Genomic DNA, 12,557 nt, shown 5'->3' with positions numbered 1-12,557 from the left:
GATAAATGACACCATTTGGCCTGAAAGTACGTGCCCTCCGTGAAGCGCAGGATGTGACCTTAAAGAAAATGGCGGAAGACCTGCAGATCAGTTCAGCCTATCTGTCCGCGCTGGAACATGGGCATCGGGGTCAACCGTCCTGGTCACTGGTGGAGCAGATTTGCTCCTACTTTAATATTATCTGGGATGAGGCAGAGGAAATGCACCGCCTTGCGTCCCTCTCCCACCCCAAAGCGACGGTGGATACCAGTGGGTTATCCCCAACAGCCACTGAATACGCAAATCTTTTGGCGCGTGAAATTCGCAACCTGTCAGAGCCGCGCCTTCAGGAAATGCTGGAGTATCTGAAACAATCCACACCGGAGCGCAAATGACGGAAAGCGCCAGATCTGATAAGGGTGTGAGGCTAGCCCGTGGGGTGCAGGTCCTGTTTGAAACCATGGGTTATGCGGCCATGTGTGAGGTGAAATTAAGGTCCCGCCGCCGTGTGGATGTGATGGGGATAAATGACAAGGGCCACATTATCGTGGCGGAAGTGAAAAGCGGGCCTGAAGATTATCGTGCCGATAATAAATGGCAGGACTATCTGGAATTTTGTGATCAATTCTTCTTTGCTGTCGCCGAGGATTTTCCAACCGACATGATCCCGGAAGATCAGGGGCTCATCATTGCGGATGACTTTCATGCAGAGATTTTGCGTCCCAGCACAGATTTCAAATTAAATGCCGCGCGGCGCAAAAATATGACTTTGCGTTTTGCAAGGCAGGCTGCGACCCGCCTTCGGTCCATTGAGACAGGTCAACTTCGCCAGAAAAACCTGTTCTAACCGTTTGGTTTTGGATCCCCGTTAAGGGACCAGTTGTAATTATAACCTTCTATTTCGGACTTACCCTCTAGTCTGGATTTTAAGTCTTCCGCGGCATATTTGCGGATATGGTCGAGGGTGTCGGCCTCTGAATTCCCAAAGTCAGAAGAAAACCAGTCATAGATGCTGGAGGCGTAAACATCGCCACTTTCTGTGACCCGAACTCCGCGTGGGTTATTCACATAGGCGCGGGCGGCCTTCTCGTGTGTCTGTTCGGTATTATGAGCGGTTAAGGCCTTTTCCGGGATATCCGGACATCCAATGGAGGCGCAGTTCACCACATAGTGGGTGCGAGGATCCTTCCAGATTGGGCGAAGAATGCCATGTTCGATATTATCGAGGGAAACTGCTTCACCTTCGACTTTCAGAAACTGTTTCCCCCAAGGCCCCACAGAGAAAAACCCCGGGGAGATGTTGATGTCCTTGATGGTTGGTACCGGGAAATGGTCGAGAATAACTTTGATTGTGCCGCTGTTATAAAGGTTCACCCAGTAGGCATATTGCTCCGCCCGGTTCAGTTTACTGACGGGAACGGCTTCCAGATCCGACACATAACCGTTCAGTAAATTCCGATCTTCTGGTGTCACATGATTATAGTGAAGGCGCGCAACACCATCATCCCCCACATATCGGTATTTGGCGAGGAACTGATCAAGTTTGCTGTGATTGACAACAGTTTTACTGTTTTGATCATGAGCATCCCAGCGGGGGATAAGTTCTGACGCCGGGGCAGCAAAAGACAGGTTGGCGAGGCCAACAAAGATAGCCGCAAGAAGGGTTAAGACAGGTACGCGTGTCACATTCATCATCAAACATCCTTTAGACTTAGAAGATAGAGATGTGGGGCACACGGTAAAATTCAAAACCCCTCACGAAAATGTCAGCTACAGATAGGGGTCTTCCTTTGAAAGATATTCCGATACGTAGTCAGCAATCCCGTCTTCCAGTGAATAGAAATTCCCCCCAAAGCCCGCAGCGCGAAGTTTGCTCATGTCGGCTTGGGTGAAATACTGGTATTTGTCGCGAATGCTGACCGGGGTGTCGATATAATTGATGTTGGGGTCAACACCTGCCGCCTTAAACGTTGCAAGGGCCAGATCTTTGAAAGAGCGGGCTTCGCCAGTACCGATATTGAACAGGCCAGACGCCTGAGTGTTATCCAGAAGCCAGAGAATGACTTTGACGCAGTCTTTCACATAGACAAAATCCCGAAGCTGACCGCCATCTTCATATATAGGGTTATGGGATTTAAACAGGGTGACCGGATCGCCAGCCGCAACCTTTGGATAGGCCTGCGCGATGACACTTTTCATGCCTTCCTTGTGGTATTCGTTGGGGCCATAGACATTGAAGAATTTCAGGCCTGCCCATTGCGGTGGGGTTGGGCCCTGTGTTTCCAAAGTGCGGGCTACGAATTTATCAAAGGAATGCTTGCTCCACCCATAAAGGTTGAGCGGTTGAAGCTTGGCAAGGGCTTCGCTGTCCTGATGATCTGTAAAACCGCCCTCCCCATTGCCGTAAGTCGCCGCAGAAGACGCATAAATAAACGGGACTTTATGGGCCGTACACCAATCCCACAGGAACTTCGTTGGGCGGAAATTACGGTTGAGAATAAGGTCGCCGTCCGTTTCGGTGGTTGCGGAAATCGCGCCCATATGGATGATCGCATCAAGGCCTTCGCCTTTATCTTCCATCCACCATTCTAATTCATCGGGATCCACAAAATCCGTGATCACATGCTTGGCGAGGTTTTTCCACTTCTCCCCCTCTTCCAGCCAGTCACAGACAATCACGTCATCCCCGCGATCGGAAAGGGCGGCGGCAATGTTGGAGCCGATAAAGCCGGCGGCGCCGGTCACCAAAATGCGTTTAGCTGTCATCGTTTGCAAATTTCTTTCTGTCGGTTTCCAAAAGGCGCTGGATCGTGCGAGTTGTGCTGAACCCTTCTTTAAGTTCTGCAAGCAAAACACGGCCGCCATAGGCCTGCACAATGTCGGAACCCACAACCGTTTCCACCGTATAATCAGCACCTTTTACCAGCACATCCGGCTTCAGGCCTTCGATCAGGTTGATCGGTGTGTCTTCTGCGAAAGGCACCACAAGGGACACATCTTCCAGCCCCGCAAGAACAATGGCGCGGGAGGTTTCGTTGGTGGCCGGGCGATCCGGGCCCTTCAAACGGCGGATACTGTCATCAGTATTGAGGCCCACAATCAGGCGGTCACATTCAGCGCGGGCCTGACGGATCAGGGAAATATGCCCCGGATGCACCAGATCAAAACAGCCGTTGGTGAAGCCCACTTTAAGACCCCTTGCCCGCCAGCCGTCGACAATGTCTTTCGCATGGGTAAGTGACGTGATCTTATTATCAGCTTCGCGCACCTCCACGTTATGAAGGGCGGCTTCAATTTCATCGGCTGTGACGGCTGCGGTGCCTTGTTTGGCGACCACAACACCCCCTGCCAGGTTGGCAAGATAGGCCGCCTCCCCGTGGGAGGCCCCCGCCCCGATACCAAGGGACAGGCAAGCGATGACACTGTCACCGGCACCGGAGACGTCGAAAACTTCCTGGGCTTGAGCAGCCACATGGGTTTCATCTGCCTCAGAGATCAAACTCATTCCGGCTTCGGAACGAGTAACCAGTAACGCCTTGATATTATCACGGGACATCACGGATCTGGCGGCGGCGACCACATCGGAATTGGTATCACACGGCATGCCTGCAGCGGCGATCATTTCCTTGCGGTTTGGTGTGAGAAGATCCACCCCTTGATAGCGGCTGAAATCTTCAGATTTTGGATCTGCAACGACGGGAACTCCGGCTTCATTAGCTGCGGCAATGACCTCTTTCAGAACTTCATCTGACAACACCCCTTTAGCATAATCAGAGAGGATCACCATCTGCACTTTATTTAAAGCCGCTTTGAAGTTATCAACCAGTCCCACAGCGGTTGGTTTTGTCACCGGATGAGAGGCCTCCGCATCAGCGCGAAGAAGTTGCTGACCATCGGCAATAAAGCGGGTTTTCACCGTGGTAGGGCGGCCTTTTGACGTGACCAGCGCAGGCGTTATTCCCTCTTCTTTTTCAAGAAGATGCTGAATTTCACGGCCTTCCGCGTCATCGCCTACAACGGCAACCAAAGTGGCCTTACCGCCAAGGGACAGGATATTACGCACCACATTCCCTGCACCGCCCAGCATGCTTTGCTGATGGGAAATGCTGAGAACCGGAATGGGGGCTTCGGGGGAAATACGCCCTGCGCTGCCATAGGTGAACCGGTCCAGCATCACGTCCCCAAGACAGAGGACATGGACGTCTTTGAATTTGTTGACAATGGACGACAGTTGTCGTGGGTCCAGTTCGCTCATGCGGCTTTACTCAGTCTTTGCTAGTTCCAGTTCAATTTCCAGCGCCCCGCACAACATATGACCCAATGTGATATGCATTTCCTGAATGCGGCGGGTCGATTGCGCAGGCACAATAATGGAATGATCGGCAAGGTCCGGCATCACGCCACCATCCCGCCCCGTCATTGCGGTGGGGATAAGACCCTTCTCTTTCGCCATTTTTAAGGCAGCCACAATATTTGGGCTGGTGCCGGAGGTTGAAATTCCAACAACCACATCACCCGGGCGGCCCAAAGCTTCCACCTGACGGGCAAAAACCATGTCATATCCCAGATCATTGGCCCCTGCTGTCATGGCTGAGGTATCTGTGTTAAGGGCGATGGCCGGAATGGGCGCGCGGTCTTTGATAAAGCGGACCACCAGCTCAGCGGACAGATGCTGCGCATCCGCAGCGCTGCCCCCGTTACCGCAAAAGAGGATTTTTCCGCCGCCTCTAATGCAGTTGGCCCAGATGCCAAGCATCTTTTCAAAAGGCTCTTTCATGCTTTCGCGGGTGGCTTTCAGAACGGAAGCGTGATCTTCCATCTCGTCGTCATAATAGGCCGAAGCGTCCAACGGTATCCCCTAGAGATTTGTAAAGTTCTACTAGGGTAATAATATAGCCATAAACGGGATGCAATTGCCCAGTTTATTTCGGGGCAAGTGGCTGAATATGATCTGGGATCGCTGTCGGTCCCTCGGTCGGGGGTAAAGTCCCAGCGGCAACATCACGGATCAGCTTCAATTGCCGATTGAGAAGTTTCTTGTGAGAATAGTTATCCAGAACCGTCTGACGGGCGGCATCCCGCACATGTTGCAGGTCCTTTTCATTATCCAGAACGTAAGCGATTTTCTCGGCAAAGGCTTCGTGATCAAAGAAATCTGCAAGGAAGCCATTTTCCCCATCGCGGACAACTTCGCGAACTGGTGCGGTATCGGACGCAACCAACAATGCACCGCATGACAGGGTTTCAATCAGTGACCAGGACAGAACAAAAGGCACAGTTAAATAGGCCTGAACCGTAGAGGCTTGCAGAACTTTCACATAATCTTCGTAAGGGAGAAGGCCTGTAAAATGCAAACGGCTTTCGTCGAAATCCAGCTCTTTCAACATACGTTTGCGCCAGCTATCCCCTTCCGGCAATTTCTTGCCATAGGCCACGCGGTCACTGCCAACCACCACCACATGCAAGTTGGGCCGCTGCTTCATAAGAATATGGGCCGCGCGCATAAATTCAGGGAAGCCTCGGTAAGGCTCCATCCCCCGGGTTGCGTAGGTGAGGATCTCCTCAGCGTGGGTGAGATCCAGATTTCCAAATTTTTTCTCTGCCTTCGGGTTAGGTTTAAAGAAGGCGGTATCTACCCCGTCATGGAGCACAGAAAGTTTGTTGTGGAATATTTCGGGGAATTGGGAGGCTTGGAAATAGGTTGGGACCTGCCCCCAGTCACAATGTGCCAGATCCATGAGAACGGGCACGTTTTTTGTGCGAATGCGGGCGGCATCATCCAGATTGAGCTGACTGTCTTTTAAAAAATCCGCGTCCGATCCGAAGGCATGGTAGTACCACTCGAAATAGCACAGCAGCTTGGCATTGGGGAACAGGTCCTTCACATAAAGGGCTGGACCCCATCCTGAATGGGCGCAGATGATATCGGGGTAGAAACCTTTCTGTTTCAGCTCCACACAGCTTTTGAACAGGGACTGACCATTAATCACCGCAGATTCAGTGGTTTTCAGATAGTGATGGGTTTTCTCGCCCGGCTCGCGGTGGGGTTTATACAGGCGGTTAATCACGCCGGGGATTTTCTCGACCGCGCGGTGGGAGGCAAACACAACCTGATTTTTCTTTTTCTCTGCCAGCTTCTTGGCCACATGCCGATATTGAGCCGGAAAGTTATTATGTAAGAACAGAACGCGCATAGATCCCCTCGATCTTCAACCCTTAAGTCCGAAGCATAGAGTTATCCTGAATATGTTAATTCAATAATAACATTGGAAAATCTTCATTTTCGAAATCTGTGACCTGTAGGTGACAGGCGTGATTCGTTTTTATGTGAAAATCCTTATCCCCCATATGGAGGATAGGAGTAAAGTGGCGATCAGAATTTATGGTTAATTTTTAGTAAATGCCTTAATTCATCAAATTTTGTCTAAACCTGTTCAAACAATTGAAAAACATAGCCAATTTCACGATAGATACAATTTCGCGAAAAGTTGATCTAATTTTGCTGTTTAAATTGAGCTAGTTACGTGAAATATAGGAGCTCACGTTCAAGCAGACATTCTGTCCCCCGGTTGATTATTTGGTTAGGCGTAAGATGAAAAAAGTTCTGGCTATGGCACTTGGCCTGTTTACAGGTCTGATGATGATAACTCCAGCAACAGCAGCAACGGTTGCTTTGGACTTTACGGTCCCGACAGAAGCATTGGATATGCCCGATGCGGATGCCACAACGGGATTGGTCCACCAGAATATTATCGGTACAGACAATGTGAACCTGTATTACCGTAGTCCTTTTGAAGGTACATCTTTGGCGGACGGGAAATTTACAGCTGTTCGTGCAAACTCTTCTGCAACTTACGACCTTGGCACCTCAACGAACAAAGTTGAATTTGTCTGGGGATCCGTTGACAGCTTTAACCTTGTAAAATTCTATCAAGGCACAACTTTGGTGGATTTTATCACGGGCGGAACAGTGATTGGTGAAGGTGCAACATCAGGTTCTGGATTTGCGCAAGTGATGATCATGGCAAATTCCCTGTTTGATCGGATTGAGTTTTCTTCATCGCAAAACGCATTTGAAATTGGCAATCTGAAAATATCGGTTGTTCCCCTTCCTGCTGCCCTGCCGCTTTACGGTGCTGGTATTGCGCTGCTTGGTTTCCTCGGCTGGCGCAAGCGCAGATCTGCTTGAAGGTAGATTTCCAGATAGAGATCAGGAGGCGGCTTCTTCAGCCGCCTTTTTTGTTGGAACATCCTTTGGTGCCCTGTCTTTTCTGGGATCAATGCTGTCAAAACCTTCAAAAGGTTGATCCAATCGGGTTTTGCTCATCTCCAGATAATCTGGGTTAATATCAAAGCCAATGGAATGACGACCAAGAATTTTGGCGACCCGATTTGTTGTCCCGCTTCCCATAAAGGGATCCAGAACCACATCACCCGCGTTGGAGGCGGCCATGATAATCCGCTCGATCAAGGCTTCGGGTTTTTGGGTGGGATGAGGTTGCCGTTCCGCTGCGCAGTAGTGAACGTGACTAAACTGCCAGACATCACCAGGGTTTGCCCCCGCCATGTTATTGCGTTTTCGGTAGTATTTCTGCGGGATACGCACATCATCCAGATTGAAAGTGGCTTCCTCGCCTTTTGAAAACCACAAAATATCTTCATGGCGCGGAGAAAAACCGCGTTTACGGCCAATGCCTTGGGTGTAATGCCAGGTGATCCAACCCTGCGGGGTCAGCTCCAACTCTTCTTCCAGGGTGACATAAAGGCGGGCGATAAACTTCACCCCCATAAAACAGAAAAGCGATCCACCTGGTTTCAAGATACGCCTGGCTTCTTCAAGCCAAGCGCGCGTGAAAGTTTGATACTCGGCCCGTTCTTTAAGGTCGATATTATTGCCGTAGTTTTTGCCAAGATTATAAGGTGGGTCGGCGATAATCAGATCCACGCTTTCGGATGCTTCCTCCGCCAATAAAGAGAGGGCATCGCCACATAACAGCTTATGATCGGTTGCTTCCATCACACCTACTGAGGGGAGCGTTTGGCCATAATGCGTTGCAGGGTTCTGCGGTGCATATTCAGGCGGCGCGCTGTTTCAGACATATTGTGATCGCAAAGCTCGTAAACCCGCTGGATATGCTCCCACCGAACGCGGTCTGCGGACATGGGGTTTTCAGGCGGATTTGGTTTCTCACCTTCTTTGGCATACAGGGCGGCAATAATGTCATCGGCATTGGCAGGTTTTGCCAGATAATCGATGGCGCCGGCTTTCACCGCCGCAACGGCAGAGGCGATGTTTCCATATCCGGTGAGCATAACGATGCGAGCGTCAGGGTTATGCTGGCGGATGGCTTCCACCACATCAAGGCCGCTGCCATCTTCAAGGCGCAGATCAACAACCGCAAATTGCGGCTTAGAGGTCAGCGCTTTGTTTTTGCCGTCTTCAACACTGTTTGCCAAAGTTGTCGTAAATCCGTTTTTCTCCATGCTCCGGCCCAGCCGGTTCAGGAAAATCTCGTCATCATCCACGATCAGCAGGCGTTTTTCATCCATCACTTATACGCTCCACCATTCAAATACTCTTCCACTATAGCAATATAGGTTCTCATGGGTCAAAACCCATTGTTTTAGTTGCTTGGGGCTGCTTTTTCCAATTGGCTGCGGGGCCATTGAATGATCACAAGAGCACCGCCTGATTTATTGTTCTTAAAATCGATATTTCCGCCCGTATGGCGGATCAGCATCTGGGCGATAAAAACACCCAACCCCATACCGCCATTTCCCGCCCGACTGGATGTATAAGGCTCTCCCAAACGATCCAGAATTTCCTGATTAAAGCCCGGACCATCATCCTGAATGGTGACTTTGACGTTTTTCTCCCGCCAGTCCGCGGTGATGGTGACTTTATTGCGGGCGAACTCTGCCGCATTGCTCATCACATTACCAAGGCCATACATCAACTCAGGCGTCGCATAGAGCTTTGGCTCTTCCTCCACACTTCCGTGAGTTAGAACCTCAATTTCCTTACCCTTTTCCATCTGTTTATCCCGAACCAGCGCCAAAAGGCTGTGAAGTGGCAGATAGTTATGGTGAGCATCGGTTTGAAGGAAGCGGCTTGTATCCGGTTTTGTGGAGAGTTGTTCCAACACTTCAGCGCATTTTCGGGCCTGACCATAAAGAAGGCGGGCATCCTCGGCATGGTCACTGTCTTCCGGAAACTCACGGGAAAGCTCTTCTGAGACCAGCAAAATAGTATTCAGCGGTGTCCCAAGTTCATGAGCCGCCGCCGCCGCAATCCCGCCAACCGCGGAAAGTTGCTGTTCGCGGGCCAAGGACAGGCGGGCGATTGTCAATGCTTCATTCATTCGTCGGCTGTCTGAAGAGATGCGCCAAGCATATCCGGACAGAAACACGGTACCGATCACAAGCGCGGACCAAATGGCGACGATATAGATGTCAGAAACCACCAGCTGTTCTTTAGATAAAGGCAGCGGGATATAGAAAATGGCCAGAAAACTGATGGCAACAAGGGTGGTGAGCCCCAGAAAAACAGTTCCCCTTAAAGACAGGTTCGTGGCCGAAATAGTAACTGGCACCAAAAACAGCAAGGAAAACGGATTTGTGAGTCCGCCGGTCAAATATAACAGCCCCGTAAGTTGAAGGGCATCATAGAAAAGATAGATGATGGCGCCACTGTCAGAGAGGCGCGCAGTGGGTTTTTGGCTGATGGTAACCAGAACGTTGACTACGGCACTTGCGGCAACAAGCAAAGACGCCTCTACAATGGGAAGGTCAAACCCCAAAGTGACATGGACCAAAAACAGAGCAAATGCCTGCCCCAGAACGGCGAGCCAACGAATATAGACCAGAGATTGAAGGCGGACGCCTTCGCTAACTGTAAGCGCTTCACGGCTTTTATCACCGGAGCTGAACAAATCACTTATCGCCATTTCAACCCATCATGGAAGAGAGCTTAAAAGGCTATAAAGACCGGCTCTCCCCTATACTCATCACCCATGTATTTTCCGCATCATACCCCGCATTCTTGGCGGCTTGCAAGAAGCGTCCGGGGGGTTCAAACAAAGGTTCATCCGTAAGACGGACAGTGCCCCAATGCATCCCGACCAGAATGCGGCTTTTGACATCCAATCCAATTTGAACGGCTTCTTCCGGATTTGTGTGATGGGCCTTCATGATCTCACGTGGCTCATAGGCGCCGATGCCCACCAGCGTGTAGTCGAAGGGGCCAAAATCCTCACCGATATCCTTGAACAGAGGTCCATATCCGGTGTCCCCCGTGAAGAAGACTTTGTTGTTTTTTCCCTCAAAGGCAAAAGAAGCCCATAAGCTTTTGTTGCGATCAAAGAGAGTACGCTTTGACCAATGCTGTGATGGCAGGGCCCGCAACGTAACGTCACCGGCTTGCAGACTGTCCCACCAATCCATTTCCTGAACATGATGAAACCCGCGTTTTTCCATATATCTCCCAAGCCCCAACGGAACAATCGCCATCATTTCCGTTTTCCCTGCCAGTTTTTTAAGCGTTCTGCTGTCCAGATGGTCATAGTGATTATGGGACAGAACGAGATAGTCAATTTTTGGCAGATCCTCGATGCGAAGACCGGGTTCTACAAAGCGTTTCGGGCCCGCAATTCTGGACGGGGAGGCATGACTTGAAAGATAGGGGTCAGTTAGAAAAGTTCTGCCATTCATACGGATCAGGAAGGAGGCCTGACCGAGCCAGGTAATGAAATCAGCCCCGTCTTCAAGACGGCTTTTGACATCATTAGCGGCTTTGTCTTGTGGAATGATATGTCCCTCCGGGATATCGACAATCTCACGGCTGTATTTCATCATTCGCATGACGAAGGATACGTAGGTTTTACGGCTCGGTTTCTTGATGTCTGGATTGGGCAGGTTCTGAAATCGCCCTTTGGATTTTCCTGCACCTGAATTTTTGCTTCCAGTATTTGACATGCACCCAACCCTCATTTTCTTTACCCATCTCACAACCTTAATAATGTCATAATTCAGGGCTTTATATGTCTCATTTATTGATCCGCTAATAATTTACAACGCTTTTGGCGTGGTGATCCGGCGATCGGTGTATATATTGTTTATTACAGTATTGTTCGAATGCCTAAAGACAAGGGCACAACATTTACATCTGGCAAAGCAGCCTATAAGGAACTGCTGATCAGGGGGCAATTATGTTTTTTGGAAAAACACTTGGTGTAAAACCGGTTTTAAAGGCTGCTGTGGCATTTTTAGCGGTTATTCTGTGGTCGGTCTCCGCTCAGGCATCGGAACAGCAACAGCTTGTGGACAAAGCGAAATTGACGGTGGAAAGTCTGAAAACACAATCAGATCTGGAACAGTTTCGTAAACTTCTGGCCGTCTCAAAAGGTGTGATGGTCTTTCCGCAGGTTCTAAAAGCAGGCTTCTTTGTGGGCGGTGCTGGCGGATCTGGCGTGCTTCTGGCTCGTGGTGTTGATGGGAGCTGGAGCAGCCCGGCCTTTTATACAATGGGTCAGGCAAGTTTCGGACTTCAAATTGGTGCAGAAGCGAAGGAGCTGGTTTTGGTGATCATGACCCAGAAGGGTCTTGAAGCCATCATCAATAATCAGGTGAAACTGGGTGGCGACCTAAGTGCGGCGGTTGGCCCCATGGGCACAAATGTCGGGGCTTCAAGCACGACCAACCTTGATGTGGATGTGTTCTCGTTTGCCAAGAACTCGGGTCTGTTTATTGGCGCCTCTGTGGAAGGGTCCATTCTGGACGCTCGTGATGACTGGCAAAAAGCCTATTATGGCCAGACAGTTACCGCAGGTGATGTAGTGTTGCGCAGATCCGTTAATGCGGTTGGTGCGGCTGAACTGAAAGACGCACTGTCTGCGGCCGAAGCACCATAGTCTACTGATTTTCAAGCAGGCGTTGAACGGCTCTTTTTCGGTTCTCGATCGCATGGTCGAGAGCCGTCCTGCCTGTAAAATCTGTGAAGGCGGCATCCGCTCCCGCCTGTAGAAGAAGTTTGGCAACTTGATGTGACCCGCCTTGAGCGCTTTTGAAAAGCGCGGTTTCCCCTTGCTGATTTTCTTCATTTACCTTGGCATTCGCATTCAGCAAGAGGGTGACAATATCTTCAAACCCTCGATACGCAGCCAGCATGAGCGCGGTGTTTCCATACCGGTCAGCCAGATCAATACTGACATTGTTTTGAATGAGAAGCTCTATCACCGCTGTAGCACCCGCATCTGCAGCACGTACAATAAGTGGAACCTTCGCTTTGTCGCGTATGTTCACATTTTCCCCATTGATCAGGAACTGCTGTACTGACTCCACATCGTTATCTATGGCGGCATCGAAAATCTCAGGATCGCCAAATAACTGTGCGGAGGCGCTGGAGACCAGTCCAAAGAATACGATCATAGTTGCAAAAAAACGGAGCATGGGGCCCTCCTCAATGGCAATTTTCTCATACTAACAATAGCCAGTGAATTTGTGCAATGGGGGTAATCAAATTGTATGAAAAGGCGCAATTGTTGCACCGCAAACAAAAATGATCTAATATGCTGCTTTGC

Annotated in this window: 14 protein-coding genes; 4 read left to right on the top strand and 10 right to left on the bottom strand. The window is 50.2% G+C overall.

What is annotated here, in order from left to right; genetic code table 11:
- Nucleotides 1-5: 5 nt before the first annotated feature.
- Both GUA87_RS04335 and GUA87_RS04330 read left to right on the top strand, forming a co-directional pair.
- Complete coding sequence (locus tag GUA87_RS04335; protein ID WP_193715278.1) at nt 6-374, top strand: helix-turn-helix domain-containing protein; 369 nt, start codon at nt 6-8, stop codon at nt 372-374.
- Complete coding sequence (locus GUA87_RS04330) at nt 371-826, top strand: MmcB family DNA repair protein (protein WP_193715277.1); 456 nt, start codon at nt 371-373, stop codon at nt 824-826. The genes GUA87_RS04335 and GUA87_RS04330 overlap by 4 nt, the downstream gene beginning before the upstream one ends.
- Here GUA87_RS04330 and GUA87_RS04325 read toward each other — a convergent pair.
- The 5 genes from GUA87_RS04325 to GUA87_RS04305 all read right to left on the bottom strand — a co-directional run bounded on the left by GUA87_RS04325 (nt 823) and on the right by GUA87_RS04305 (nt 6,173).
- Nucleotides 823-1,674 carry a DUF547 domain-containing protein gene (locus GUA87_RS04325; protein WP_193715276.1) on the bottom strand — a complete coding sequence of 284 codons (852 nt, stop codon included), beginning with the start codon at nt 1,672-1,674 and terminating at the stop codon, nt 823-825. The genes GUA87_RS04330 and GUA87_RS04325 overlap by 4 nt on opposite strands.
- A 75-nt stretch (nt 1,675-1,749) precedes the next feature.
- Nucleotides 1,750-2,745, bottom strand: a complete 996-nt coding sequence (gene rfaD / locus GUA87_RS04320; protein WP_193715275.1) for an ADP-glyceromanno-heptose 6-epimerase — start codon at nt 2,743-2,745, stop codon at nt 1,750-1,752.
- Nucleotides 2,735-4,234, bottom strand: a complete 1,500-nt coding sequence (gene rfaE1 / locus GUA87_RS04315; RefSeq protein ID WP_193715274.1) for a D-glycero-beta-D-manno-heptose-7-phosphate kinase — start codon at nt 4,232-4,234, stop codon at nt 2,735-2,737. Before rfaE1 ends, rfaD begins: the two co-directional genes overlap by 11 nt.
- 6 nt (nt 4,235-4,240) lie before the next feature.
- Nucleotides 4,241-4,828, bottom strand: coding sequence for a D-sedoheptulose 7-phosphate isomerase (locus tag GUA87_RS04310; RefSeq protein ID WP_193715273.1), 588 nt, complete (start codon nt 4,826-4,828; stop codon nt 4,241-4,243).
- 73 nt (nt 4,829-4,901) lie between these two features.
- The gene (locus GUA87_RS04305; protein WP_193715272.1) at nt 4,902-6,173 is read right to left on the bottom strand and encodes a glycosyltransferase family 4 protein; all 1,272 of its coding nucleotides are present in this window, start codon (nt 6,171-6,173) and stop codon (nt 4,902-4,904) included.
- Between the two features lie 398 nt (nt 6,174-6,571).
- Between GUA87_RS04305 and GUA87_RS04300 the strand changes: the two genes are divergently transcribed.
- Complete coding sequence (locus tag GUA87_RS04300) at nt 6,572-7,168, top strand: hypothetical protein (RefSeq protein WP_193715271.1); 597 nt, start codon at nt 6,572-6,574, stop codon at nt 7,166-7,168.
- Nucleotides 7,169-7,189: 21 nt separating this feature from the next.
- Here the strand turns inward: GUA87_RS04300 and GUA87_RS04295 are convergent, their stop codons facing one another.
- The 4 genes from GUA87_RS04295 to GUA87_RS04280 all read right to left on the bottom strand — a co-directional run bounded on the left by GUA87_RS04295 (nt 7,190) and on the right by GUA87_RS04280 (nt 10,953).
- Entirely contained in the window at nt 7,190-7,996 is an 807-nt protein-coding gene (locus GUA87_RS04295) for a DNA-methyltransferase (RefSeq protein ID WP_193715270.1), read from the bottom strand.
- Between the two features lie 5 nt (nt 7,997-8,001).
- Nucleotides 8,002-8,529 (bottom strand): ActR/PrrA/RegA family redox response regulator transcription factor, encoded by a 528-nt coding sequence (locus GUA87_RS04290; RefSeq protein ID WP_193715815.1) that lies wholly within the window; start codon nt 8,527-8,529, stop codon nt 8,002-8,004.
- Nucleotides 8,530-8,603: 74 nt separating this feature from the next.
- Nucleotides 8,604-9,926, bottom strand: a complete 1,323-nt coding sequence (locus tag GUA87_RS04285) for an ActS/PrrB/RegB family redox-sensitive histidine kinase (RefSeq protein WP_193715269.1) — start codon at nt 9,924-9,926, stop codon at nt 8,604-8,606.
- 31 nt (nt 9,927-9,957) lie between these two features.
- Entirely contained in the window at nt 9,958-10,953 is a 996-nt protein-coding gene (locus GUA87_RS04280; protein WP_193715268.1) for an MBL fold metallo-hydrolase, read from the bottom strand.
- A gap of 233 nt (nt 10,954-11,186) precedes the next feature.
- On the opposite strand from GUA87_RS04280, the gene GUA87_RS04275 reads away from it, so the two are divergent.
- On the top strand, nt 11,187-11,888 hold the full coding sequence (locus tag GUA87_RS04275) for a lipid-binding SYLF domain-containing protein (protein WP_193715267.1): 702 nt from the start codon (nt 11,187-11,189) through the stop codon (nt 11,886-11,888).
- A 1-nt stretch (nt 11,889) separates the two neighbouring features.
- On the opposite strand, the gene GUA87_RS04270 is transcribed toward GUA87_RS04275, so the two are convergent.
- On the bottom strand, nt 11,890-12,426 hold the full coding sequence (locus tag GUA87_RS04270) for an ankyrin repeat domain-containing protein (RefSeq protein ID WP_193715266.1): 537 nt from the start codon (nt 12,424-12,426) through the stop codon (nt 11,890-11,892).
- Nucleotides 12,427-12,557 lie beyond the last annotated feature (131 nt).

It is taken from the genome of Sneathiella sp. P13V-1 (assembly GCF_015143595.1).
Lineage (GTDB): Bacteria > Pseudomonadota > Alphaproteobacteria > Sneathiellales > Sneathiellaceae > Sneathiella.
This window is presented reverse-complemented; position numbering and strand designations above follow the sequence as displayed.